Below are 26,425 nucleotides of genomic sequence, written 5' to 3'. Positions count from 1 at the left end.
TTACAAAATCAAAGAGGGCATACATACCCTCTTTGATAATGGAAGTGAAAATTAAATGTCGAAGGTTGCGGACAGCATCAGGGTACGCGGGCTGGATAAGATCAGATTATTACCATAGGCAGTCCAGTAGTTTTTATCAGTAAGGTTGTAGCACATTGCAGTCAAGGTAACAGGAGTTTTGTTGAAAGCAGTTTTATAATTGACACCCAAGTCGTAAGTCATATAAGAAGGGATCTGCAGCTGTTCATTATAAATATCGGCTTTACCGGTGTACATTGCCCGTCCGACAATACTGAATTTTTCATCCGGATTATATTCCAGTACGGCCACAGCATTCCATTTGGCCGCACCATTGACAGTTTTACCGTCGTTAGTACCGTTTTGGGTTTTGTTTTGAGTGGCATCCAAATACATCAGACCGCCCATGAAATTCCACTTATCGGCGAGTTTACCATTCACAGACAATTCTATCCCCTGGTATTCCTGTTCGCCGTCCTGCTGCAAATACGTGCTGCCTTTGTAGACTTCGATGTTGTTGGCTTGCTTGATGTTAAAAATACCTAAGCTGGTAAGGAAGCCGGCATTGGCATATTTAAAGCCGATTTCATTTTGTTTGGTTTTGGCTGGATTCAAGACTTCACCGGCATTAGCATATTTGCTGGCAACAATAGTGCCCTTATCAAAATTTTCAGAATGACTGGCATACAAAGAAGTATGCTCATCGGGCTGATAAACAAAACCATAAGTGGGGCATAAAGCATCGCTGCCAACGGTTTGAGTTACTCGTCCGGTAATTTTATTATAGCTGTCGACCGAAGCATTATGCTTGTGCACACCAAGTAAAAGCTGGGCTTTTTTATATTTTACAGTGTCAGCTAAAGAGATACCCCAATACTGATCTTTACTGCTCAAACCGGTTTCTATTGAGGGATACCAGACATTGTTGCCTTGCAGGCCGCTGTAAATATTGCCGCTGACACTGCCCATACTGCCATTGTTATACATGTTTTTGGCGCCTTCGATACTGTGCCAGGCTTTGTCCAGGGCTAAGGTTACATCGTGATTTACTGCGCCGGTTTTAATATTGCCGTTGATACCGAGCTGAGCATAGTAGTTTTTGGTAACAGTTTGTGTGGACATTAAATTATTACTGACATCGCCTTTGTCATTGATGATAACGAAATTACTGCTGGCGCCGATGATGTTTCTTTGCAGTTTGTTGCTGTTCATACCGGCGTTCAGAAACCATTTCCAGTCGGCATTCATTTTTTGTTCATGGTTTAAAGCAATGATGTATCCTTCTGATTCTTTGGCCAATCCATCAAAACCGTAATTTTTGCTTGCTTCAGGAGCGCTTGGCACTTTGGTGATTTCTTTGCCGATCGCGGCTGCTTTTAATGAGAACCAGCGTGCGCCGCCTTCGATATTTAAATGCCGGTAGCCAACAAGTAAATTGGTGTTGCTTTTTTTATCACGGTGGTCGATGTTGGCAAAAATACCCTGGGCTTCCATATCATTGCTGTCAATAGCGGTATTGCCATTCAGTAATTCCGTATTGATACGTACGCCCCATTCTTTGTCTTTGCCGAAACGACGGCTGACATCCAGGTATTCACCAAAAGACCCTTTGCCTGAAAAAGTTTGGCGGTAACGTGTAAGCGGTGCCTCTGTTGCTTTTTTGGAAATAAAATTAACTATACCGCCGGCTGCCGTGGTTTCATAAGTGCTGGGAATACCGGTAATGCCGCTGTTAGGGCCGGAAATAAATTGAATGTCGCCGATCATAAAGGTAGGGGCGGCAAATTGAGTCATTAGACCGGGGATACCGTTTAGGTAGGAACTGGTACCGTTGCCTTTGATGCCGCGGATAGAAAAATCATTGTGTAAAGTCGTGCCTTGAATCCGCACAGCCGGGTTATTTGCTAAAATGCTTTGTAAAGGCTGATTGGGGCCGCCGAAAGTCTCAATGGTTTTTTGAGTGATGTTCATATTGCTGAAAGGCACGTCCAGGACGCTTTTTTCGCCTAAAATGCCGATACTGCCTTTGGTTTTTACATAACTGCCAGGCAGGGCGTCTTTATCGGCTTCGACAACGACTTCGTCCAGGTCGTGCGTCATGGTTTCCTCAGCACTGGCCGTCAGAACAAAACCAGTGCTGGCAATAGCGCAGAAAACAGCCGCTGTTAAAAATTTCTTGTGCTTATTTATCATTGGTAAACACCTCATAATTTTATTAATAAATTTTCCAGGTATGCACGCTGATGGTATACCTGGACTTAATTCCTAAAAGCAGTGTGGCTGTCTGCTAAATATCGAACTGCGCTGACAGCATCATTGTACGCGGCGCGCCGAGAGCTACGGAGGTACCGCGGGAGATCCAGTAATCTTTGCCTAAAACGTTATAACACATAGCAGTCAAAGTAACAGGTGTGGAATTGATTTTGGTTTTATGTTTATAACCTAAATCAAAGGTCATATAATCGGGGGCCATAACACCATTATCGTTAACGTGGGACTTGCCGACGTAGTTCATACGGAAAATAGCGGAATTATTCTGGTCCGCTTCATATTCCGTTGCCAAAACGGCGTTCCATTTAGGAGTACCGGTAGCATAACGGCCTTCGAGATGCTCACTGCCTTTAGCAAGCTTTTCACGTTTACCGTCAAGGTACATCAGGCCTCCCATAACATTCCATTTAGGAGCAACTTTACCGGTCAGAGAGTATTCGACGCCTTTGAATTTATTTTCGCCGTTTTGCGTGTAGATTTCTCCTATTTTACCGCCGGGATTATCTTCTTTGATATAGCTGCCCTGATTTAATTCGAAGAAGGCCAAACTGTGTAAAATTTCGCCGCCGCGGTATTTGATGCCGACCTCAGTTTGTTTGTTTTTGATAGGTTTAAAAATTTCACCGGCATTATCGTAAGACTTACTTACCTCTACCGGTTTGGTATAGGATTGGGCGTAGCTGGCATATACTGATAAATTTTCGACAGGCTTATAAGCGATAGCAAAGGTAGGATTAAGGGAATCTTTGCTGACTTTGGCGCCGGAAGCACTTTCAGTTTCGGTATCGCGGTATTGCAGTGCTGCATATAACGAAGCTTTGCCAAATTCAAAACGGTCGGCCAGGGTTGCTGCATAAGCATATTCTTTGCTGTAGCCAACAGAATCGATGTCAGCAGCAGCGATTGGAGTGCCGATAATATGAACGCCATTCCACAGATCACCGCCGATAGTGGCCTGCCCTGCAGCACTGCCGGAATTGACGGCTTTACTTTTATACATGAAATAATCAACGGCAAAAGACAAGTCATTTTTTACATTACCGATGGCGGCCTTGTTAGAAACGCCGACCTGCCAGTAACTGCTTTTACTGTCGGAGACATAGTCGCGGAATTTACCGGAGAGCTTGCCGTTGTCACCGAGAGTCAGTGAACCACTGTTGGGATCGTTTTTATGCTCTGAATAATGCCCGTAGCCACCGTTGATGAAACCGCTCCATTTATCGCTGAATTTTTGGATATGGTTTAAGGTAAACAGCATGCCGTGATTATATTTGGTCTGACCGTCAAAACTGAGGTCTGTTTTACCGTTCGGGGTTTCTGCCAGATTGCCTTTGGTAACACCGCTGGCACTGAGCCAGCGCTGGCCTCCATTTACCTTCCAGTCATAATAACCGCCGAAAATATTAGTCATACTTTTAGCGTCCTGATGATCTAAGTTGATATAAATGCTTTTATCACGTACATCGGCACCTTTTATGGAAAGGCCGCCGTCTTCATTATGGGCGTTGACTCTGATGCCCCATTCATTGTTTTTACCAAAGCGGCGTCCTAGATCAAGGTCTTCGGTCCAGGTACTGCGTCCGGAAAAACGCTGTGTATAGCGGGTGACAGGGTCTGCAGCAGCGCGTTTGGTTGTACCGTTCAGCAGTCCTGCCGGCGCATCGGTGCCATTAGTGCCGTTGTTGGAAAAGGTAGCGCCGTTAAGCACGGTGTTAGGGCCGGAGACTATATCGACGCTGCTGAGGATATATGCCGGGATGCTGCGGGTCTGGTTGAACATATTGGGAATACCGTTGATGTAGTAATGAGAAGCATTCATATTGACGCCACGCATACTGAAATCTGTATACATGGGAGAAGTACTGCCGATACGAATAGAAGGGGTATTAGCCAAAGTACCGTTTAAAGGCTGATTGGGGTCATAAAAGGTCATAATAGTTTTTTCAGTATATTTTTTTTGTGTAAAAGGAACATCGATTGCTTTGATATTGCCCAAAATGCCAACTCTGTCGTTGTTGGCTACAAATCCCCCCGGCAGAGTATTTCTGTCGGCTTCGACGATGACTTCGTCCAAATCATGCGTCATGGTTTCTTCGGCGCCAGCTGGTACTACAAAGCCAACGCTGGCAACAGCGCATAAGATGGCCGTTGCCCAGATTTTTTTCTTCCCATCCATCTTTTAAACACCTCGTCAAATAATTTTTATATCTTTAGTTTTTCTGACCGAGCTGACCGGGTTTCGCGTGCCAGAAAAATAAAAGCAAAATAAAAAACGCTTTTCTGCGCATAAAGACAGAAAAGCGTAAAAAGCTCTTGTAACGCTCCATTCCTGTCTTTCGCAGGATCGTAATGGGCTATAATCAGGCAGTTCTTCTGGCTCTGCTTCATCGCGTACCTCGTCTTCCCAGTTTCCCAGTGACGTTTTGAGGTTTGCTCGGCATTACAGCGGCGGGACCGCATCGGCATTGCACCGATTTCTCTGTTAGGCAATAATGCACCTGATTATCATAAAGTATTCAATTTTGAAATCAGATAGAATTATAACATTTAACTTTTTATATTACAAGTAATAATTTATGCTAAAATTAATTTATTAAAAAACATAGCTGTTCTCAATAAGTTGTTGATATATAATAGTCTGAAAAATCAATTTTATCTATGCAGTGTGAAGCGTTATATGTCAATGGTTCTGCGAAAAGTTCAAGGCGCAGAGGAAAATAAAAAAGCAGCCACATCATGATCGATGTAACTGCTTTAAAAATAAATCATAATAAAAATTCTGCAAAATCCTGCGGAGCAGAAACGATTTGTCTGACACCGGCGGCACTCAGTTCGCCCGGGGAACTGTAGCCGTAGCCTGCGCCGATGATGGAGATTTTATTTTGCTGTGCGCCGATAGCGTCGTGCTCGCGGTCGCCCAGCATAACGGCGGCGTTCTTATCAGCAGCGGTAAGGTGCAGCCGCTGCAGCACTTCGCTGATCACGTCGGCTTTGGTTGGCAGCTCGCCGTTGAACCCGGGGCCTGCTATTGTTGAGAAGTGAGCGGCGAGGCCAAAGTGTTCCAGGATTTTTTCTGCGTAAAGCTGCGGCTTGCTGGTGGCTACGGCAAGGGTCTTGCCTGCCTGCCGCAGGTTTTGCAGTAATTCGGGAATACCGTCGTAGACGGAGTTTTCGTACATACCTACGCGTGCGAAGCGCTCGCGGTAATATTCAAGGGCCGTATTTGCTTCTGCGGCAGTCATGCCGCAGATTTTCTGGAAGGATTCTGTCAGCGGCGGGCCGATAAATGGCAGCAGCTCGCGGTCGGGGCAGGTGCCTTTGCCGCATTTTTCCAGGGCATACTGTACGCAGCGGATGATGCCGGGTGCCGAGTCGGTAAGGGTGCCGTCAAGGTCGAAAAGGATATATTTATACATTGCCTGCTCCTTTGAGTGTATTATGATAGTTTGATTTTGTGTTCACATTATACCGCAAGGGCATGTATGATTGCTAAATTCGAAAAAACCTCATTAAGCAATCAAACGATACCGCAAGGGCATATGTTCTCACTAGGCTCGAAAATATATTTGCCGACTTCGTCGGAAAAGGAAACCCACGACGCTCATTATACAATCGCGTCTTTTGGCTAAGTTCGCAATTTCGTTTATTCACTTCGTGACTAAACGGTGCTCACTTAACTGTTCACATTATAACATAAATTAAATGCTGAAGAAAACTGCGGCTGATATTGCTTAACCGTTGCCGGCGGCAGTGTTATAATAAAAATATAAATTTTATTGACGAGGGGTTTTTAAGATGACAGAAAAATTATATGAACAGGATTCGATGCTGAAAAGTTGCCTGGCAACGGTGCTGAGCTGTGCAGAAGATAAACGCGGGTATGCCGTGGTTCTGGACAGGACGGTATTTTTTCCGGAGGGCGGCGGTCAGCTGAGTGACCGCGGAACGCTGGGCGGCGTGAAGATGACTTATGCTGCGCAGCGCGGCAGCGAAGTAGTGCATTATTGTGAGCGGCCTTTGCCGGTTGGGGAGCAGGTCGAAGCGGTGCTGGACTGGCAGGCCCGGCTGGACCATATGCAGCAGCATGCCGGCGAGCATATTCTTTCGCATGCGGTCTGGAAGCTGTTCGGAGCTAATAATATTGGTTTTCATATGGGCGAACGTTTGGTGACTATTGACCTGGATAAAGAATTGACAGCGGCTGAGCTGGCGCAGGCCGAGGATTATGCCAACAGCCAGATCTGGGAGGATAAGCCGATCACGGTCAGTTATTTGCCGCATACGGAGCTGCCAGCGCTAGTGATGCGTAAGAAAAATGAAAAGCTGACAGGCACGCTGAGGATCGTGACGGTGGCAGACGGGGATATTTGTACCTGCTGCGGTACGCATCCGTTACGTACAGGTATGATCGGTCTGATCCGGATCAATCGTTTTGATAAACATAAGGATGGGATCAGAGTAGAGTTTTTATGCGGGAGCTGGGCACTGGAAGATGCACGCCGCAAAAATGAATACGTCTGGCAGGCCGGGCGCCTGCTTTCCATGAAGCCGGAGGGCGTACCGCAGGGACTGAGGAAGCTGCAGGAAGAAGTAACGGAACTGAATGAACGGTTAAAAGCACAGACCGCTAAATTATATGAATTTTTAGCGCCGCAGCTTTTAGCGCAGGCTGCTGTTGATGAGGGCGGCACTAAATATGTCGCGGCGGCACAGGAGGATTGCAGCGCCGCCGATGCCAGACTGCTGCTGAATAAACTGCTGGCAGACGGGCGTACTGTAGCTGCGGTCGTGTACAGATCCGGGGAGCGGATCAATTTCGTTTTGGGAAGCGGGGAACAGACGCAGGCTGATTGCCGCAGTCTTTGCAGAAAGGCAGGCGAGCTGTTTGGCGGCAGGGGCGGCGGGTCGCAGCATTTTGCTCAGGGCGGCGGAGCGTACAGCGATGACTGGCGGCAGAAGGTACTGCAGCTGCAGCAATTATTGAAGGAATAGTGATCTTTTATTTATAAAAAGAAGTTTTTATTGTGTAAAATACAAAAAAATAATATAATAGAACATATAGAATTGTGATGATTATGAATTTTACAGTTGCTTGCAATCTGTGATATAAGTAACCGCAAAAGGAGGCAGACAGGCTTGGAGAGGCAGAAAGATAAAATCCTGATAGTCGATGACGTTGAGCTTAACCGGGCGATCCTGTGTGAGCTTTTTGCCGGTGACTATGAAATACTGGAAGCAGATAACGGTAAAACGGCTGTAGATCTGATGGAGCAGTATCACGAGGAAATAGCGATCGTGCTGATGGATATCGTGATGCCGATCATGGACGGGTTGGAAGCTCTGGAAATTATGAACGGCAAAGGCCTGACTGAGAAAACGCCTATTTTTCTGATCACGGCCGAATCGTCCAACGATGCTATTTCCAAAGGCTTTCGTCTGGGTGTGGTTGATGTCGTTTTAAAACCGTTCAACCCAGATAATATTTGCCAGCGCGTTAATAATATCATCGAATTGTACCGTTATCGTTATAAACTGGAAAAGCTGGTCCAGGAACAGATGACGAAAATCGAAAAACAGAACGAACAGCTGCGTAATTTCAACGTGGCTATGATCGATACCCTGAGTACGATCGTTGAATTCCGCGACTGCGAATCAGGACAGCACGTCCAGCGTATCCGTCAGCTGACCAAGATCATGCTGAAGGAGCTGGGACGGCAGAATGCCGAATATAAAATGAGCGATAAGACCATCGAGGATATTTCGATGGCGGCGGCACTGCATGACATAGGCAAGATCGCGATCCCGGACTATATCCTGAATAAACCCGGTCGGCTGACGGCAGAAGAATTTGCAATTATGAAGGAGCATACGCTGTACGGCTGTGAGATTCTGGAAAGTATCGACAGTCTGAAGCAGAATAAAGAGCAGTACCGCTATCATTACAATATTTGCCGCTGGCACCATGAGAAATGGGACGGCAGCGGTTATCCTGACGGACTGATCGGCAAAGAGATACCTATTTATGCGCAGATCGTGTCGCTGGCCGACTGTTATGACGCTTTGACCAGTGTCCGCTGTTATAAAGGTGCTTTTACCCATGAAGAATCGGTGCAAATGATTGAAAAAGGCGAATGCGGCGCATTCAGCCCCGATCTTCTGCAGTGCTTTCTGAAAATCGCTCCGGGGCTGCCGGAAATTTTACAGTCAGACGACGGGCTGCCGGCGGTAGTGTATCACTATCAGCATCCCAATACCGAGAAATTCAGCGGTAAAAAATGCTATAGCTGTGATATGGATAAAAACAGCCGCGTTGCGCGTTTGCTGGAAATAGAACGCGAAAAACAGAAGGCGCTGTTTGCCATGAGCGGCGATATAATTTTTGACTATGATCTTGAAAAAGACCTGATCATTTTCTCGGATGAATATAAAAATATTTTTGGCGGTGAATGTGTTGTCACAAACGCAAAAGAGGCCATTTACAGCAGTATGCCTATTTTACAGGAGGATCTGCAGCAGCTGGCGGAGCTGACCAAGGCATTGACAGAAGAGAACAGCGGTTATGTTAAAGATGTCCGGCTGATCAATAAGTTCGGCGAAGAAAAATGGTACAGGATCCATATAAATTCGATCTGGGATAAAGAAAATTATGGCGTCATGCTCAGTATCGTGGGCAGGATGGTCAGTATCGATAAAATGAAACGTGAGATCGGACTTTGGAAAAGGCAGGCTGAGAGTGATGCTTTGACCAAGCTTGGCAACAGGGCTTATGGCGAGCGCCTGCTGCAGCAGATGCTCTGCGAACCGCAGAAGGAGAAGGCTGCGGTCATGTTCCTGGATGTTGATAATTTTAAGATGGTCAACGACAGGCATGGGCATTTGTTCGGTGACGAGGTTCTCTGCCGGATCGCCAATGAGATCAGCAAGCAGTTCCGGATCGACGACATCGTCTGCCGCATCGGCGGCGATGAGTTTCTGATCATTATGCGTAACATTAAGGATAGCCGTCTGCCGCTGATGAAAGCGGATGAGCTGAGAGCAGGCATCGAAAAACTGGGACTTGAAGCTGATGTCCGGGTGCCGCTGTCGATATCCGTAGGCGTATCGTTTTATCCCGTAGATGGTACAGATGATGCAGTGCTTTTATATAAAGCAGATAAGGCTTTGTATGAGGCGAAAAAGCGTGGCAAAAATAATTGTGTCATTTACAGTAAAGAGCTGGAAAATGAACCGTTCATGTCGCAGATAACCGCTGCGGAAAGCGAATAAAAAATGACCCGTACGATAAAATCCGTACGGGTCATTTTGTTTATAAGCTTGTCTTAAAGTGCTTTGATCATGTTGCAGAGTCTGTCGACCTGAGTTGGGTCTGTGGCCCAGCTGGTGCAGATACGGGCGGCGATCCTGCCGTCGTCCATGTATTCCCAGGGTGCAAGGGCAAACTGTTTACTCAGTTCGTCGTACATTGCCTGCGGGAAAATGATGAACTGCTGGTTTGTTGTGGAATCGGTCACAAAGCCCAGGCCGCATTCCTGGACAGCTGCTTTGATCTGCAGAGCCAGTTCAACGCCATGACGGCATATCTTATAATAAAGTCCGTCTGTAAAAAGAGTTTCAAATTGCAGGCCCAGCAGGCGTCCTTTGGCCAGTACGGCGCCGCCCTGCTTCATGATCGTGCGGAAATCGTCTTTTAGAGCCGGATTGATGATAACTGCCGCTTCGCCGAAAAGCGCGCCGCATTTGGTGCCGCCGATGCAGAAGACATCGCAGTTGTTTGTGATATCCGCCAGTGTCAGGTCATTGTCAGGAGCTGTCAGGCCGTAGCCCAGACGGGCTCCGTCGATAAAAAGATAAAGTCCGTAATGCCGGCAGACGGCATACAGCTCTTCCAGCTCTTCTTTGTGGTACAGGGAACCGATCTCTGTCGGCTGTGAGATATAGACCATTTTGGGCTGGACCAGATGTTCGCGGCTGGGGTCGCCTAAATACAGCTCGTGCTGCTGTCTGATCATGGCAGCTGTGATTTTGCCGTCAGATGTCGGCAGGTCGATTACCTTATGGCCGGTTCGTTCGATCGCGCCGGCTTCGTGCGTGTTGATATGGCTCTGTACAGTACCGTAAACGCCGTGGAAGGGGCGCAGTGCTGCGCAGATGATCGTCAGGTTGGTTTGCGTGCCGCCTGTCATAAAATGTACGTCGATATCGCTGCGGCCGCATTCTTTTTTGATCAGCAGGGCTGCTGTTTCACAGTATGGGTCGATCCCGTAACCGCCGGTCTGTTCAAAATTAGTTGCTGCCAGTGCTTCCAGTATTTCAGGAGTGCAGCCTTCTGTGTAGTCGCTGGTAAAATAATACATAACGCGCCACTTCCTTTACTTGTTTTTCCGTTTGGCCAGCCAGCCTTTAAGGTGTGTTTCGTAAAAAATCGGCAGCAGGGAGAAAATAATGATGCCCAGCGTAACATGGGAAAAATTGTTTTTGACCCAGGGCATATTGCCGAACAGATAACCGCCGCCGACGAATAAAAAGACCCAGGTCACAGCACCGGTCACATTATAGATAGCAAAAGTACGGTAATGCATACTGCCGATGCCGGCTACGAAAGGCGCCAGCGTACGGACGATAGGGGCAAAGCGGGCCAGGAAGATCGCTTTATGGCCATGTTTGGCATAAAAGGCTTCAGCCTTCTGGATATGCTGTGGTTTGATGAGTTTCGGATAATTCCGCAGGATCCGGTGCCCGAATTCTTCGCCGATCATGTAATTGCAGGCGTCACCTAAAATTGCGGAAACCAGAAAGATGATCACGAGCGTCGTCAGGTCAAGGCCGCCTGCTGTAGCTGCCAGGGCGCCGCAGGCAAAAAGCAGTGAATCGCCGGGCAGAAAGGGAGTCACAACAAGTCCGGTCTCGCAGAAAACGATCGTAAAGAGGATCGCGTAGATCCAGTGACCGTATTGCTCCATGACAAGAGGCAGGTAGCGGTCAAAGTGCAGGATGTAATCGAAAAAATTAGAATAAAGTGCTTCCATTGTCAGAGGTTACTTCCTTTCGCAAAAAACTAAGTTTATTTTATCATAAAATACCTGAATTTGATATGAGAAAATTAGATGGATATGGTATAATGACAATATCGTAAAGCGACGGGAATTTAAGCTGCAGGTGCGGCAATGATCTCGCCTGATGCTGACCTGCAGTCACAAACAGCCTGCTCTTACATTTTACAGCAGGCAGGAAGCAGGGCACGTCTGTGATAATGGTTATAGTTCTTTATGGAAGAGGAGTGAAGTTATGACAACTGATTTATGCTGGTGCGGCAGCGGCAAAGCTTATGCCGACTGTCACAGCGAAATAGACGCTAAAATCGAATTGTACCGCAAGGCCGGTCACGAAGTGCCTGACCGGGAGATGATCAAAACGCCGGAACAGATCGCAGGTATTCGAGAGGCTTGTAAGATCAATACGGCAGTTTTGGACGAAGTAGAAAAAAATATCAAAACAGGCATGACAACGGAAGAGATCAATACTATCGTACACGAATATACCGTTAGTCATGGTGCGATCCCGGCACCGCTCAATTTCTGCGGATTTCCTAAAAGTGTCTGTACCTCGATCAACGATCAGGTTTGCCACGGAATACCGTCGGCACAGGACGTTTTGAAAAGCGGCGATATCGTTAATGTCGATGTTTCAACTATTTATAACGGCTACTATGCCGATGCTTCCAGAATGTTTATGATCGGCAAAGTCGATAAAAAGAAACAGGATCTGGTAGCGATCACTAAAGAGTGCCTGCGCCGCGGGCTTGAGGCAGCACAGCCGTGGAGCTTTGTCGGCGATATCGGCGCAGCCGTGTCCGGTTTTGCTCATAAGCATGGTTATTCTGTCGTCACCGAATTCGGCGGTCATGGTGTGGGTATCGATTTCCATGAGGAACCTTTCATCTGCCATGTTGGCAAACGCAAGACAGGAATGCTGCTGGTGCCGGGCATGATCTTTACGATCGAGCCTATGATCAATACCGGGAAGCGCGAGGTTTATGTTGATGCCGGCAATGACTGGACTGTTTATACTCAGGACGGCGGCATGAGTGCTCAGTGGGAATATACGGTGCTGATTACGGAAACCGGCAACGAAGTGCTGACTTATTGAGGTAGTGCTGTTTAAAAATAAAAACGCTCAGGGCTTAGGCTCTGAGCGTTTTCTTTTTAGTTAAGTGTTTTAAGGACGCGGGTGATCGCAGCAAATAACTCTTCAGGAACGATGGGTTTACTGACATGGTCGTTCATGCCGCTGGCGTAAGCGCGCCTGATATCTTCTGTAAAAGCATCTGCCGAAAGCGAGATGATCGGGATCGTCTGTGCCTGCGGGTGCATACTGCTGCGGATCGCCTGCGTTGTCTGATAACCGTCCAGGACCGGCATCTGAATATCCATCAGGATCAGAGCATAGGTGCCGTGGGCGCTGTTTGTAAACAGTTCCAGTGCTTCTTTGCCGTTGACGGCGCAGTCGCTGCTGATGCCGCGGCTTTTTAAAAGCTCCAGACACAGCTCCTGATTGAGAGGATTATCTTCAGCCAGCAGCAGATGCAGATCATGCAGGTTTTGTTCAGCCGTTGTGCTGTCTTTTTCAGCAAGTTCTTCGGCGTAAGGCAGTGTCAGCTGTACGGTGAACGTACTGCCTTTCCCTTTGGCACTGTTGACGCTGATGCTGCCGCCCATCAATTCAACTAAATATTTGACGATAGAAAGTCCAAGGCCGCTGCCGCCGTATTTTCTGGCGGTGCTGCCGTCTTCCTGCTCAAAGGGCTGGAAGACCTGAGCGAGCATTTGTTCCGACATACCGCAGCCGGTATCTGTAACGACCATTGTCAGGACAGTCTGATCAGCGCTGTCGGCCTGATGCTGAGTGATGTCAAGCGTGATCTGTCCGCCTGCGGCAGTGAATTTGACGGCATTTGACAGCAGATTGCTTAAAATCTGCTGCAGGCGCAGGCTGTCGCCGAGCAGGATATCGTGTTTGAAGGCTTCGCTGTTCAGTATGAAACTGATATTTTTTTTGCGGCATTGGATGCTGTAAAGGCTCTGGAGTTCACGCAGTACTTGAGAAAGTTTAAAGGGAGAATTGTCCAGCTTGAGTTTTTGGTTTTCGATCGCGGACATATCGAGAACATCGTTGACGATACCTAAAAGCAGCTCGGACGAATAGCTGATTTTCTGCAGATATTCAGTGCTGCGGCTTTGTTTTTCCGGCTGCAGGGCCAGTCTGGTAAAGCCCAGGATGGCGTTGAGCGGCGTGCGGATTTCGTGGCTCATTCGCGACAGAAAGCTGCTTTTAGCTTCACTGGCGGCCAGCGCCTGTTTGGCAGCAGTTTCCAGCTCCAGATTTTTAGCTTCCAGCAGTTCCAGATATTTTTGACGCTGCAAAGTGAAATAAAGCCAGGCGGTAAAAAGAATGATCAGCACGGCCAGCAAAGCAGCGATCAGATAGTTATATTTATAAGCCAGATCAGACAGTAAAGGCTGGTAAGGCGATTGTACGGTCTCGTACATCACTATGTTATCCAGCGTTTTAGGATTCAGCGTGTCGATACATTTGTTGAAAATAGTCAGCAGCTGGTTGCCGTCGGCATTATTAGCTGCTGCCAGACAGAGATTATCGGGGAAATTAAATAAAGATAAAATCTTTAAATCGGTAAAGCGGGGATTTTGCAGATGATAGCTGATGATATGGCTGTTCTGCAGAGCAATGTCGGCCTCTCCGTCCGCTACTGCCATCAGGCAGTCTCTGGTATTGACTTTATTTATAATGGAAAAATGGGGATAGGTATTTAAAATGAGATTTTTATAGGCAATATAATTAAAGGGCAAAGCTACCTTCTGCGGTTTGGTGATGTCGATAAAATTATTTTTATTGGCGACAGCCATAACGCGCCCCTGAAAGAAGGGCTTGGAAAGCCGGATCGAAATGTTGTTTCGGTAAGGCTCGTAATCCGTGATCCCGGCGATCAGGTCAAAACCTTCTTTCTGCAGGCTCTGGTCCAGGCGGGCACCTGCCGGCAGCAGCTTTAAAATGACCTGGGCACCGGATAAGCGTCCCAGCTCTTTGGCTATTCCGGGCAGGATACCTGCCGGCAGATTAGTTTCGGAACTGAATGCTGAAAGCGGTTCGTCGTTAGGGAGAAAACCGATGGTGATCGGCCCGCGGTGCGCCAGGAAGTCTCGTTCTTTTTTGGTAAGCAGCGGCTGCGTCAGCAGGGAGCTTTGTTCGTAATAGGTGGCATAAGTCGTATTTTCAAATTCAGGCGTATTGGCGTGAATGTTCATTAAAGCATCGTTTAGGCGCTGCAGGACGGCTTTATTGCCTTTAGTCGTAATAAAATAGATCGGGTCGGCCTGAAAGCGGGCCACTAACCGCAGATCTTTATATAAGGGCATGCTGCCGGTAACTACGGCATCGATCTGTTTATTTTGCAGCGCTTCGACCATAGCTTTGCTGGAATCAAAAAGTACAGGCTGATAGGTAAATGTATTTTTACGGGCAACATCGCTTAAAATTTCTGTCTGGAAGTTACCCTTGAGAACGCCGATCCGCAGACCGTTGAAGCTCTGATAATCGTTATAGTAAACTTCGTTATCGTCATTGCGCACGTACATGACCATGTATTCGACGCCGCTGGGCAGCGAGGCAAATTCGTAGCTGGCGGCACGCTCAGGCGTGTACTGGGCCATGCCTAAAAGATCAAGCTCGCCTTTGGCTAAAAGCTCCAGACATTCCTGCCAGGTGGCATAAACATATTCATAACGCCAGCCTGTATAGTGCGAGATTTCGTTGAGATATGCAACGCCGTATCCGTCGACGGTTCCGGCTGCGGTTTTTTCGATAAAACCGGGGCTGTCGGTGTAGCCGACCCTGATGGGATGAGGGCGCATGCCAGTGGCAGCGGCGCTGAAAGGGTAAAGCAGCAAGAACAGGCAGCAGCAGAAAACGAGCAGATTTTTGTTCTTTTGGAAAATTGAGCGCAGGTGATCCATTAAGAAACCAGCTTTCCCAGGTTATGGTTTGTTGATACCTGTTGTTTTAAAGAGTAAAACATTATATATATTTATTATATAATATTAATTTTAATAAAACAAATACCAACAAAGTCAAATGATAAAAGCGGTATAAATAAGGTGTTGTATAAAAGGATAAAACCCAAATCAAAGGAGGTTTTTAAGAGCGCCAGAAAAGAAGGAGAGAGAAAAACAAGAAAAAGAGAGAGCAAGAAAAGAATCGTCACACCTTTAGTCAGCGACGGCACTTGAAAGCGGAACTGAGGCCGGGATCTTTGGCACGGTTCCGTTTTTTTGCAGCGGCTGCGACTACAGGGCTGAAAGGTCGTGAAAAAATGATCGTTGTCAATCCGCAAACTGTTACAAACCGTGAGCTGGCTGCTTTGGCCATGCAGGCTAAGGGCAGGATCAGCAGGATTTATCTGCACTGGACGGCAGGTCACTACGAAGATGTTTATGATGATTATCACCTGAACATCGGCCCCGGCGGTGAGATGTATCTGACTTGCAAAACATTTACAGAAGTGAAGGAGCATACCTGGCACCGTAATACGGGCAGTATCGGCATTGCGCTGTGCTGCGCTTCCGAGGCGCAGGCCTGCAGCGGCCGGGATACTGATTTTGGCGGCGAGCCGCCGACAGTAGTGCAGATAGAAACACTGGCCAAAGCCGTTGCGGTATTGACGGCCTGTCTGGAGTTGGAGATCAATGTCCTGACAGTGACGACTCATTGCGAAGCGGCCTTGTTTGACGGTTACGGACCGCACAGCGGCGATCCGCAGCTGCGCTGGGATCTGTGGTATCTGCCTGACCTGCCGCTGGACAGCGTTCTGAAACCGGGAGGGTATGTTATCCGTGGTAAAGCCCTGTGGTATCTCAGCGAAATTTTAAGACAAAGGAGGTGAAAGAAATGGCGATCACTAAAACTGTTACCAAACAGACCCTGACGCTGAATGTCGAAGACGGCGTTAACAGTCAGGGGGCTGCAAAAACTAAAGGTCATAATTATGCCGGCGTACGTCCGGAAGCAGAACCTGCTGCTATCATGCAGGCTGCTGCTGCTCTTGGCACTCTTATCAGTCATGAACTGATGGGCGTTGTTGTGACTGAAAAAGCCGAGCTTGCTCAATAAAAGCGGGCACAGGTACAGAACGTATATTTATTAGAAAGGAGCTGGAATGAATGGAAAAAGTTTTACAATTGGTATTTAAAAAAGCCGATGGCAGCAAAAAAGTCTTCAGCGTGACCGATCCCCGCGATGATGTTACTGCTGACGAAGCAAAAACAGCGATGGAGACAGTCATTGCTGCCGATATTTTTGCAGCGGACGGTATCGGTCTGACTGAAGCTGTTGAAGCCCGTGTGCGCACTACGGAAGTCAATGTTTTAGCATAAGATGGATATGGAAACGCTGCTGCCACAGGTCGCTAATTATGGTTTTCCAATGGTCCTGTCGTGGTATCTGCTGGTGCGCATGGAAGGCAGACTGGACAGACTGACGGACAGTATCAACAGCCTGGCCCGCACTATTGCGGCCGGAAAAACAGCATAAAAAAAGACGCAGCTCAGGCTGCGTCTTTTTATTTTATATCATTGTTTACCAAGCGTCGATACCACGCCCGTCAGCCAGCGGATCGGGTCCGTAGCTGTTAGGACCGATCGTGCCGCGAAAGAACATCAGGTAGACAGCAAAGAAAAAGCTGATCAGCGGAATGAAGGCCAGCAATACCATGAGCGAGCCGTGGTCAAGGTCATGCAGACGTCTGACGTAAAGCGACAGGCAGCTGAGCGCGGCGATAAAGGTCAAAGCAAAGGCCAGTATCTGGAACATCGTTCCGTCTGGCGCAAACAGACTGCCGATCAGATAGCCCAGACACCAGATGATGGCATTACGCAGTAAAAAGCGCAGGATATAGGGCTTACGGTTCAGGCGGCCGTCAAAACTGAAAAACATTTCCTGGAAATCCATAAAGATTCCTCCTTTTATATAACGTCAGATAAATACAAATATCACTGTTGCTGTCTTAATGATAACACAGACAGCAGCTTAAGTCGGATTATTTTAATTACTTTTCTGACGCCAAAAGTTATGGAATTTATCGGCCAGCTGTTTTTGACTCAGCTGTTCCGGCCACAGCTCCTGATTGGGAGCATTGCGCATAGCGGCGGCCAGATGGTCGTAGACTTCAGGGCTGAGCTTTTCCAGTTCGCGTATATGCTCTTTGATATCCTGGCGTTTGGTATGACCGTCGTAAGGGCAGGGATTACGCAGAGGCTGCAGGTCAAGCTGCCTGACCATGTCGATGATTTCTGCTTCGCGGTAATACAGCAGCGGCCTCAGTACGGTCAGACCTGTTCTGGACAGTGGTGTGACCGGTAAAAAGGTACGCAGCTGACCGGAGGTGAGCACGTTCATCAAAAAGGTCTCTACGGCATCATCGTGGTGGTGGGCCAGGGCCACTTTGTTAAAACCAAGCTCCAGTGCCGTACGGTTGGTAGCGGCACGGCGGAAATAAGCACAGGTGAAGCAGGGCGTATTGCCTTTATTCTGCCAGGCAGAGTTGACATCGACCTTTTCGCTGTAATGTTTCAGACCATAGTATCCGCAGAAAGCTTCCAGCTCTGCTTTGGGAAAAGCAGGTGAGAACATTGCGTCAACAGTATAACAGGCCAATTCAAACGGCACAGGGGCATACTTTTGGATCTCGGCCAGTGCGGCAGTCAGAAACATACTGTCCTTCCCGCCGGAAAGTCCGATCAGGATCCTGTCACCTGCCTGCAGCATATCAAATTCGATTACAGCCCGCCAGAGCTTGCTTAAAAGCTCAGCAGGAACGAAGGGTGTACGGCTCATGGAGATTCTCCTTCAGTGCTGGTATATGATGTTGTTATTATACCACAAGGGTATGTATGAGTGCTAAATTCGTAAAAACCTTATTAAGCATTCAAACGATACCACAATGGTATGTGCCCTCACCAGGTTCGATAAGGGTGTTTAGTAGTGCAAATAAAAAAAGCCTGCTCAAAAAGAGCAGGCTTTTATGGTTTAGATTAAGCTACGCGAACGTTAGCAGCGCGCATTCTGCGGCTGTTTTTCGGATCAGCTTCTGTATCAAATGTTACAGGTTGACCTTCTTCAAGAGTTTTGAAGCCGTCGCTTACGATAGCGGAAAAATGTACAAATACATCTTCGCTGCCGTCAGCAGGAGTAATGAAACCAAAGCCTTTATCAGAGTTAAACCATTTTACAGTACCGTTCATCATAACGAGTACCTCCTAATTTTTATTATATTCACAGACCACACGCAAAAAACTCACATATTTTTGTAACTCATTCAATAGCAAATGACTTACAAAAATATGTGAGCACAATTTGTATATTCGGAATACTTCTATATATTATCATGGCAGAAACAGGAAGTCAAGCTTTTGTTAAAATATATTTTTGAAAATTTACAGTGCTGTTTTCAGGCAGCGCTGATGTGTCTGAATGTCTGAAACATAAGGAAGCAGAAACTCTGCCCTGATTTTGTAAAAAAAGAAAAAAATAATGTAATTATTCAAAAAAGAGGATAAATTATTTAAAAATATGTTTTTGAATATTGAAAACCCTGTATTTAAATTGGCATTTACGGTACAATATAACTATAATAAATAATTGTGCTGACGAATAATCGTAATCTTTAAAGGGGTAGAAGCGATGCAGAAAAAATCCGAAGCTTTTCCTAAAAAAATATATTTGAAGCCGGCTTTGGAAGAACGTCTGGCTCAGATTTTGGCAGTGCCGCTGACAGTTGCGGCTGCCCCTTTCGGTTATGGTAAAACGACTGCTGTGAAAAAAGTGCTGCTTTCTCTTTCTGTAGATATGCTGTGGGAGACCTGTTATACAGGAGCGGAAGCGGCTTTTTGGCGTTGCTTTGTCAAATCGCTGCAGACTGCTGGTGTAGATACTGCTTCGCTGACCTGGCAGGAACTGCCGCGTAATGCGGCGACCCGTCAGCGGGTTATCGAAGTGCTGCAGGCATCGAAATTGAAAAAAACAGTTGTTTTCGTCTGGAACAATTATCATCTGCTGGGCAGCGAGGACTGTGATAAGCTGCTGCTGGCGCTGGCGAAAGCTGATCTGCCCAACTGGCATTTTGTGCTGCTGACACAGCGGCCGCCGGATTTCACTTTGGATGAGCTGGTCCTGAAAGGTGAGTGTCTGTATCTGCAGCCGAAGGATTTTGCTTTTGAAGTGAGTGATATTATTGTTTATTATCGTAAAAACGGGATAGTTTTAGAACGTCGTGCCGCCGAAAATCTGTTGGCTGCTACAGAAGGCTGGGTCAGCGCCCTATATCTGTATCTGCGGCAGTACCACAACGGGCAGAGCCCGCAAACAGGCGAAGAACTGCTGCGGCTGGTACAGGCCGTGGCTTATAATTCCTGCAGCGAAGCGGAAAAAACACTTTTAACAGAGCTGTCTATTTTAAATGAGGATTTTAGTGGCCGCCAGGCTGCTTATATAACGGAAAATGATGCGGCGCCAGCTCTGCTGGAAAATCTGGCGCTCAGACATGGCTTTATCAGTTATGAGCTGCTGAGAGGACAATACCATATCCATAATGCATTCAAAGTTTATCTGCAGCGTCTGGGAGCAGAACTGCCGGATACAGAACGGCGTCGTTTGTGCCGGCGCAGTGGTCAGTGGTATGAGCTGCAGAACGATTTTCTGACAGCCTTTTGCTACTATCATACAGCCGGCGATTATGACAAGATGCTGACCGTTTTTGAAAAAGACCGCGGCTGCAGCTTTGAGAACAATTATAAAAATAAAATTATGGCTTATTTTGGCGAAGCGCCTGAAACGATCAGGCAAAAGCATATCAAAGCGGGCTTGATTTATGCGCTGTGGCTGTTTTTGAGCGGGGAAAACGAACGGCTGCAGCAGGAAATCAGGAAGCTGCGGAAATATATTGGGCAGCTGGAGGACAGACAGGAACGGGAGCAGTGTCTGGGCGAGCTGGAGTTTTTGCTGGGTGAGACCCAGTATAATGATGTGGAAGCCATGGCGGCTTATTTTAAAAAGTCGCTGCAGCTGCTGCGGCAGCCGGTACGCTTTTTCTCGCCGCAGACTATCTGGGGCGGCGGTGCCAATTCTATTTTGTTTATGTTTTACCGTCAGGCCGGTACGCTGCAGAAAACCCTGGATGTTTTTCCGCAGGCTATGGCATATTATTACCGTCTGGTGCAGAATCACGGCGCCGGTTCTGAATATGTACTGGCATCGGAAGCGTATTTTCAGCGCGGTTATTGGGAAAAAGCGTTTATTTTGGCAACGGAAGCACTGAATGTTTCACGGCGCAACGAACAGGTCAGCGTAGAGCTGTGTGCTGAATTTATTGCTCTGCGTATCAGTATAGCTTTAGGTAATAAAAAACGTGTCCGTGAGATCAGCAGACGGCTGGATGCTCTGCAGACGGCAGTGCAGGAGCATTTATACCGCAAAACTATCGAAGCCAGCCGCGCCTGGATCGATCTGCAGCTGGGGGACAAGGGCAAACTGCTCGTTAGCTGGCTGCAGAAGGGTGATTTTCAGAAATCGGGTCTGCTTTATTCAGCCTGGGGCTGTTTATATATCGTTTATGGACGCTATTTACTGCTGCAGAAGGACTATCTGCCGCTTTTGGGGCAGCTGCGTGAATTTGAAGCGGCGGCGCGGAGTTTTAATAATTTTTTACTGAGTATTTATGCTGCGGTCTACAGTGCTGCGGCACAGGACGGTCTGCAGCATGAAAACGAAGCTTTGAGCGAATTGAACCGGGCACTGGTGCTGGCGGCTGCAGACGGGATCGTGATGCCTTTTGTGGAAAATTTTGACGTGCTGGAACCGCTGCTTAAAAAAGCAGCACAGCAAAACAGCGGTGAACCGGAGCTGCTGGCAAAGATATTGGAGCTGGGTGCAGTATATCAGGAAAATTTAAAAAATATCAAGCACAAAGCTTCGTATATCATGGGCGGCAAAACTTTGACTGCCAGGGAGGCCGAGATCGCAAACTTTGTTGTGCAGGGCAGGACTAATGCGGAAATTGCCGCGGAAATGTTTATTGCCGAGATAACAGTGAAAAAGGCTTTGCAGGGGATCTACCGCAAATTAGGCGTCGATACGCGTCTGGAGCTGGTAATGGCCCTGAATGCCGATAGCTGAGGATTTTATTTCGTGATGTAAGACGTTTATTTGACCATTAAGATCGGCAGTAAAAAAATACTCCGCTGCAGCGGAGTATTTTTTATGAAAGAAGAACCTGTTTTGTGATAAAATGCTGTTATAACAATAAGGATCGGGGTAAAGGTTATGCAACGTGCTTATTATGAAAGTTCTTTACAAGATTTTTTACAACAAGATGAAAATTTAATATTAGGTATTTTAGCTCGTAATAATGAATACACACTAGAAGATTTACAACGTAATGCTTGGTTAGCAGAAATCAGAATTCTGAAAAGTCAATTAGCAGTTTTGAAAACAGGCCATATAATTTTTGAATATACAATACCAAGAATTGGTGAAAGAATAGATGTAGTATATTTAAAAGATGGATTGGTATTTTCATTAGAATTTAAGGTGGGAGAGAAAAATTATTCTCGATATGCTATTGATCAAGTGACAGATTATGTTTTAGATTTAAAAAATTTTCATAAAGCAAGTCACAATAGGATTCTCGTACCAATTTTAGTTTCTACCGAAGCAATGGAAAGAACTAATAATTTTCGGGAGCTAAGGTTGGGGATTCTTAATGTGTTATTTTGCAATAAAAGCAATATAGCAGCAGTAATTACAGCTGTTTTGCAACAGTACAACGACATAGAATTAAATTCTAATGAGTGGATAGAATCTGCATATATGCCAACACCAACTATTATAGAAGCGGCACAGGCGCTATATCGTAACCACAGCATTGAGGATATTGCGCGAAATGATGCAAAGGCGGTTAACCTACAGCAGACAGCTGAAGCCGTTAATGAAATTATTGAAGTGAGTAAGCAGAACCATACTAAAGCTATTTGTTTTATAACTGGAGTTCCAGGAGCCGGTAAAACTTTAGCTGGGCTTAATATTGCCAATGAACGTCATAATTTTGCTGAAGAAGAACATGCGGTATTTCTTTCAGGAAATAAACCATTAGTGGATGTTTTGCGTGAAGCTTTAATACGTGATGAAAGTTCTAGAAAAAATATTTCTAAGCAAGAGGCAACAAAAAAGGTGTTACCTTTTATTCAAATGATTCATCATTTTCGTGATGCTGAGATAATGACTCAAGATCCACCAAATGAAAAAGTTGTTATTTTTGACGAAGCGCAGCGAGCTTGGACTCAAGAAAAGTTAGCTGAGTTTATGAAGCGAAAAAAAGGTGTAGCTGACTTTACAATGTCTGAGCCAGAATTTTTAGTTGATGTTATGGATAGACATGAGGATTGGGCTGTTATTGTTTGCCTTGTTGGTGGAGGGCAAGAAATTAATACTGGTGAAGCTGGTTTGTCTGCGTGGTTTGATGCATTATCAACAAAGTTTCCTGAATGGGAAGTTTATGTGTCTGATAAAATTACTGATAGCGAGTATGTGCAAAATAAACCATTGGTAGAGAGATTGGCAACACTAAATTATCATATTGTTACAGCTTTACATTTGGCAGTTCCACTACGCTCGTTTCGATCAGAGAATGTTGCAGGTTTTGTAAAAGCATTATTGGATATTGATGTTAAATGTGCTCAAATGCTTTATGCAGAAATAAGCGAAAAATATCCTATATTTTTAACAAGAAATTTGCAAAAAGCTAAAGAATGGGTGCGAAGTAGGTCAGAAGGCACAGAACGCTATGGTTTAATAGCTAGTTCAGGGGCTAAAAGATTACGTAGCTGTGGAATTTGGGTACAGAGTAAAATAGATGCTAAGCATTGGTTTTTAGATGATAAGTATGACGTTCGGTCGTCGTATGCCTTAGAAGAAGTAGCGACAGAATTTGATATTCAAGGGCTAGAAGTAGATTGGAGTATTGTTGCTTGGGATGCTGATTTGAGGTTTGTCAAAGACCATTTTGAATATTTTAAGTTCATTGGTGCTGGTTGGCAAAGAATAAATAAAATAGAGAATCAGCAATATTTAAAAAATACTTATCGTGTTCTACTAACACGTTCGCGTCAGGGTTTTATTATTTTTATTCCTGAGGGTGATGCGTATGATGAAACTAGGAAGAATGACTATTATGATGAAACATACAAATATTTACAAAAGATAGGATTGAATGAGTTATGATTTTGGTATCGGCGGCGATTATTCGCAATACAGCAGGAGAAATACTGATTTGCCAGCGCGGTGCAGGCGGCAGCTGCGCCTTTTTATGGGAGTTTCCGGGCGGTAAGCAGGAAGCGGGTGAAACAGCTGCAGACTGCTTAGTACGTGAATGCCGGGAAGAGCTGGGGATAGAGATAGATATTGTGGCTCTGCTTGAGCAAACCAGTTACACTTATCCGGATAATAAAATAGGGCTTTCTTTTTTTGCCGCCAAAATAACCGGCGGTGTGCCGCAAAAAAGCGTACATCAGAAAATTTTATGGGTACGGCCGGCAGAACTGCTGCAGTATCAGTTTTGTCCTGCCGATACAGAAATAGTCAGCAGGCTGGCACAAGGAGAATAAAGTAAAAGCACTGGATTTATTTTCAGTGCTTATTTATTTTCTTGGCTGCTGCGAATAAAATAGCAGGAAAAAGTGAATCAGAAGCGAATAATATTAAAGTTACGATAAAATAAAAAGATGCGGCACAGGCAGTGCCGAATAGACGGAGGAACCAATGACAGAGACCTTAGCAGGCCTTAATCCAGAACAGGCCGAAGCAGTACAGACAACCAACGGACCCATGCTGATCATGGCAGGTGCCGGCAGCGGCAAGACCAAGGTGCTTACTTGCCGGATCGCACATTTGCTGCAGCAGGGCGTACGTCCTTACCGTATTTTAGCAATTACGTTTACCAATAAAGCGGCCGCCGAAATGCGCGAGCGCGTCGATAAAATGGCGGGAGCTGCGGCTAAAGATGTCTGGCTGTTTACCTTCCATGCTTTCTGTGCCCGTTTTTTGCGGATGGAAATAACTAAATTAGGCGGTTATGGCAGTAATTTTGCTATCTATGACAGCAGCGACAGCCAGAACCTGATTAAACAGATTTTAAAAGAACTGAATTTGGATGAAAAGCGTTTTCAGACGGCCGGTATTGCGTCGCGCATTTCCAATGCCAAAAACCAGCTGCAGAGCGTTAGTGATTTCAGTAAAGCTGCTTCGGATTTTTACAATCAGAAAGTTGCGGAGATCTATGAACGTTATCAGAATAAACTGCTGGTCAATAACGCGGTGGATTTTGACGATCTGCTAGTACTGTCGATACGGCTGCTGCAGGAAAGCGAAGAAGTGCGCGCCAAGTATCAGGAGCGTTTTGATTATCTGCTGGTAGACGAATATCAGGATACCAACCATGCCCAATATCTTTTAACCAAGCTTCTGGCTGCCAGACATCGTAATATCTGTGTCGTGGGCGATGCCGACCAGAGCATTTACGGCTGGCGCGGTGCTGATATCCAGAACATTCTGGATTTTGAAAAGGATTATCCCGAAGCCAAAATCATCAAGCTGGAACAGAACTACCGCAGTACGCAGGTTATTTTGGATGCCGCGAATGCTGTTATTGAAAATAATACAGGCCGCAAACCTAAAAATTTGTGGACGGATAATGATAATGGTGTGGCGATTACTTATTTTCAGGCTATCGACGAACGCGACGAGGCCCGTTTTGTGATCGAAAAACTGCAGGAGCTGCAGGGCCAGCAGAATATGAAGCTGGGCGAGATGGCAGTCTTGTACCGCACGAATACGCAGTCGCGTATTTTTGAGGAAATGCTTATCAAAAGCGGGATCACCTATAATATGGTCGGAGGACTTAAATTCTACGACCGTAAGGAGATCAAGGATATCATCGCTTATCTGCGAGTTATTTTTAACCCGGCAGATTCGCTGAGTCTGCTGCGGATCATCAATGTGCCGCGCCGCGGTATCGGCGATGCAACGCTGGCCAAGCTGCAGGCCCATGCCGCTGAAAATGGGATGTCGTTGTTTGACGTGGTATCGAATGCCGCGCAGGTCGAAGGACTGAGCATCCGTTTCGTCAGCAAGCTGGATGAACTGGCGGCTATCATTTTTGATTTGATGAATCAGGCTGATAACCTGCCGGTAGAGGAACTGATCGAACAGGTGCTGAATAAGACCGGTTATATGGAAGAACTGCGGAATGAGCATACAGCGCAGGCGCAGAGCCGCATTGACAACCTGATGGAATTGATGTCGGTCGGGCAGGAATTTGCCAAGACGGAAGAAGAGAATAATCTGGAAAATTTCCTGGGGCATGTGGCGCTGGTGTCGGATATTGACGATGCCGAGCTGGGTGAGGACGCTATTACGCTGATGACACTGCATTCTTCGAAGGGTCTGGAATTCCCAATCGTCTTTTTGGCCGGCATGGAGGAAGGTATTTTCCCACATGCGCGGACGCTGATGAATGAGGAAGAAGTGGAAGAAGAACGCCGCTTGTGTTATGTTGGCATTACCCGTGCAGAGAAACAGCTCTTTTTGAGCAATGCAAAGATGCGGACTATTTATGGGCATACGGTGTCCTACCCGCCGTCACGGTTTTTACAGGAAGTGCCACGTAATCTGGTTACGGTCTTCAAACGTCCGGCTTTAGAACGCAGGACGATCAATATGGTGGAAGCAAAACCGCAGAAACGCAGCCGTGATACGAACTGGTTCCTGGGCGGGCAGGAAAGCTTTATTCCCAAGCAGGCAATGAGCACTGCGGGAGCTGCTGCCGGCGGCAGTTTTAAGGCCGGCGATAAGGTGAGCCATGCTAAATGGGGCGTGGGTACAGTCGTCAGTGTGACATCTTCGCAGGATGGGCAGGAAGTGAAAATCGCGTTTGCCGGTGCCGGTATCCGCAGCCTGCTGACCAAGTATGCAGTATTGAAGAAGCTGTAATTAAATAGTGTTTGGGTGGCAAAGTGCC

The 26,425-nt window shown here is 46.5% G+C and carries 20 protein-coding genes and 1 riboswitch; of the genes, 11 read left to right on the top strand and 9 right to left on the bottom strand.

The window, feature by feature from the left end; translation table 11 throughout:
* Positions 1–51: 51 nt before the first annotated feature.
* The 3 genes from PFJ30894_RS01105 to PFJ30894_RS01095 all read right to left on the bottom strand — a co-directional run bounded on the left by PFJ30894_RS01105 (position 52) and on the right by PFJ30894_RS01095 (position 5,705).
* Positions 52–2,211, bottom strand: coding sequence for a TonB-dependent receptor (locus PFJ30894_RS01105; protein ID WP_167456995.1), 2,160 nt, complete (start codon positions 2,209–2,211; stop codon positions 52–54).
* 94 nt (positions 2,212–2,305) lie between these two features.
* Positions 2,306–4,465: a TonB-dependent siderophore receptor gene (locus PFJ30894_RS01100; protein WP_125668810.1), complete on the bottom strand. Its 2,160-nt coding sequence runs from the start codon at positions 4,463–4,465 to the stop codon at positions 2,306–2,308.
* Between the two features lie 170 nt (positions 4,466–4,635).
* Positions 4,636–4,806: riboswitch (cobalamin riboswitch) on the bottom strand.
* Between the two features lie 248 nt (positions 4,807–5,054).
* A complete protein-coding gene (locus tag PFJ30894_RS01095; RefSeq protein ID WP_125668809.1) occupies positions 5,055–5,705 on the bottom strand; it encodes an HAD hydrolase-like protein in 651 nt (216 codons plus the stop codon).
* Between the two features lie 379 nt (positions 5,706–6,084).
* On the opposite strand from PFJ30894_RS01095, the gene PFJ30894_RS01090 reads away from it, so the two are divergent.
* Together PFJ30894_RS01090 and PFJ30894_RS01085 are read left to right on the top strand one after the other, a co-directional pair.
* Positions 6,085–7,281 (top strand): alanyl-tRNA editing protein, encoded by a 1,197-nt coding sequence (locus PFJ30894_RS01090; RefSeq protein WP_125668808.1) that lies wholly within the window; start codon positions 6,085–6,087, stop codon positions 7,279–7,281.
* 144 nt (positions 7,282–7,425) lie between these two features.
* Positions 7,426–9,555: a diguanylate cyclase gene (locus tag PFJ30894_RS01085; RefSeq protein WP_021719077.1), complete on the top strand. Its 2,130-nt coding sequence runs from the start codon at positions 7,426–7,428 to the stop codon at positions 9,553–9,555.
* Positions 9,556–9,608: 53 nt separating this feature from the next.
* Here the strand turns inward: PFJ30894_RS01085 and PFJ30894_RS01080 are convergent, their stop codons facing one another.
* On the bottom strand, positions 9,609–10,643 hold the full coding sequence (locus PFJ30894_RS01080; protein ID WP_125668807.1) for a threonine aldolase family protein: 1,035 nt from the start codon (positions 10,641–10,643) through the stop codon (positions 9,609–9,611).
* A gap of 15 nt (positions 10,644–10,658) precedes the next feature.
* Positions 10,659–11,315: a DedA family protein gene (locus tag PFJ30894_RS01075; RefSeq protein ID WP_021719075.1), complete on the bottom strand. Its 657-nt coding sequence runs from the start codon at positions 11,313–11,315 to the stop codon at positions 10,659–10,661.
* A gap of 259 nt (positions 11,316–11,574) precedes the next feature.
* Between PFJ30894_RS01075 and PFJ30894_RS01070 the strand changes: the two genes are divergently transcribed.
* The gene (locus tag PFJ30894_RS01070; protein WP_046430300.1) at positions 11,575–12,435 is read left to right on the top strand and encodes a methionyl aminopeptidase; all 861 of its coding nucleotides are present in this window, start codon (positions 11,575–11,577) and stop codon (positions 12,433–12,435) included.
* Between the two features lie 56 nt (positions 12,436–12,491).
* Here PFJ30894_RS01070 and PFJ30894_RS01065 read toward each other — a convergent pair whose 3' ends face one another.
* Positions 12,492–15,317, bottom strand: coding sequence for an ATP-binding protein (locus PFJ30894_RS01065; protein ID WP_125668806.1), 2,826 nt, complete (start codon positions 15,315–15,317; stop codon positions 12,492–12,494).
* A 296-nt stretch (positions 15,318–15,613) separates the two neighbouring features.
* Between PFJ30894_RS01065 and PFJ30894_RS01060 the strand changes: the two genes are divergently transcribed.
* The 4 genes from PFJ30894_RS01060 to PFJ30894_RS01045 are packed head-to-tail and all read left to right on the top strand — an operon-like array spanning position 15,614 to position 16,890.
* Entirely contained in the window at positions 15,614–16,243 is a 630-nt protein-coding gene (locus PFJ30894_RS01060) for a peptidoglycan recognition protein family protein (protein WP_197714963.1), read from the top strand.
* Between the two features lie 5 nt (positions 16,244–16,248).
* Complete coding sequence (locus PFJ30894_RS01055; protein WP_113077499.1) at positions 16,249–16,470, top strand: DUF1659 domain-containing protein; 222 nt, start codon at positions 16,249–16,251, stop codon at positions 16,468–16,470.
* A 50-nt stretch (positions 16,471–16,520) separates the two neighbouring features.
* Positions 16,521–16,733 carry a DUF2922 domain-containing protein gene (locus PFJ30894_RS01050; RefSeq protein WP_021719070.1) on the top strand — a complete coding sequence of 71 codons (213 nt, stop codon included), beginning with the start codon at positions 16,521–16,523 and terminating at the stop codon, positions 16,731–16,733.
* A 1-nt stretch (position 16,734) separates the two neighbouring features.
* On the top strand, positions 16,735–16,890 hold the full coding sequence (locus PFJ30894_RS01045; protein ID WP_197714962.1) for a YvrJ family protein: 156 nt from the start codon (positions 16,735–16,737) through the stop codon (positions 16,888–16,890).
* A 45-nt stretch (positions 16,891–16,935) separates the two neighbouring features.
* Here PFJ30894_RS01045 and PFJ30894_RS01040 read toward each other — a convergent pair whose 3' ends face one another.
* From PFJ30894_RS01040 to PFJ30894_RS01030, 3 genes are all read right to left on the bottom strand, one after another.
* On the bottom strand, positions 16,936–17,307 hold the full coding sequence (locus PFJ30894_RS01040; RefSeq protein WP_113077498.1) for a DUF805 domain-containing protein: 372 nt from the start codon (positions 17,305–17,307) through the stop codon (positions 16,936–16,938).
* A 93-nt stretch (positions 17,308–17,400) separates the two neighbouring features.
* The gene (locus tag PFJ30894_RS01035) at positions 17,401–18,192 is read right to left on the bottom strand and encodes a tRNA lysidine(34) synthetase (RefSeq protein ID WP_125668805.1); all 792 of its coding nucleotides are present in this window, start codon (positions 18,190–18,192) and stop codon (positions 17,401–17,403) included.
* 197 nt (positions 18,193–18,389) lie between these two features.
* On the bottom strand, positions 18,390–18,602 hold the full coding sequence (locus tag PFJ30894_RS01030; RefSeq protein ID WP_021719065.1) for a cold-shock protein: 213 nt from the start codon (positions 18,600–18,602) through the stop codon (positions 18,390–18,392).
* Between the two features lie 436 nt (positions 18,603–19,038).
* Between PFJ30894_RS01030 and PFJ30894_RS01025 the strand changes: the two genes are divergently transcribed.
* The 4 genes from PFJ30894_RS01025 to pcrA all read left to right on the top strand — a co-directional run bounded on the left by PFJ30894_RS01025 (position 19,039) and on the right by pcrA (position 26,397).
* Positions 19,039–21,528 (top strand): helix-turn-helix transcriptional regulator, encoded by a 2,490-nt coding sequence (locus PFJ30894_RS01025; protein ID WP_125668804.1) that lies wholly within the window; start codon positions 19,039–19,041, stop codon positions 21,526–21,528.
* 147 nt (positions 21,529–21,675) lie between these two features.
* Complete coding sequence (locus PFJ30894_RS01020) at positions 21,676–23,631, top strand: DUF2075 domain-containing protein (RefSeq protein ID WP_125668803.1); 1,956 nt, start codon at positions 21,676–21,678, stop codon at positions 23,629–23,631.
* Positions 23,628–24,014, top strand: a complete 387-nt coding sequence (gene mutT, locus PFJ30894_RS01015; RefSeq protein ID WP_113077494.1) for an 8-oxo-dGTP diphosphatase MutT — start codon at positions 23,628–23,630, stop codon at positions 24,012–24,014. The genes PFJ30894_RS01020 and mutT overlap by 4 nt, the downstream gene beginning before the upstream one ends.
* A 154-nt stretch (positions 24,015–24,168) precedes the next feature.
* Complete coding sequence (gene pcrA / locus PFJ30894_RS01010; protein ID WP_125668802.1) at positions 24,169–26,397, top strand: DNA helicase PcrA; 2,229 nt, start codon at positions 24,169–24,171, stop codon at positions 26,395–26,397.
* Positions 26,398–26,425: the final 28 nt, after the last annotated feature.

It is taken from the genome of Phascolarctobacterium faecium, from assembly GCF_003945365.1.
In the GTDB taxonomy this organism is placed as follows: domain Bacteria; phylum Bacillota; class Negativicutes; order Acidaminococcales; family Acidaminococcaceae; genus Phascolarctobacterium; species Phascolarctobacterium faecium.
The sequence above is the reverse complement of the archived record's forward strand: the minus strand, read 5'-3'. Positions and strand labels throughout refer to the sequence as shown.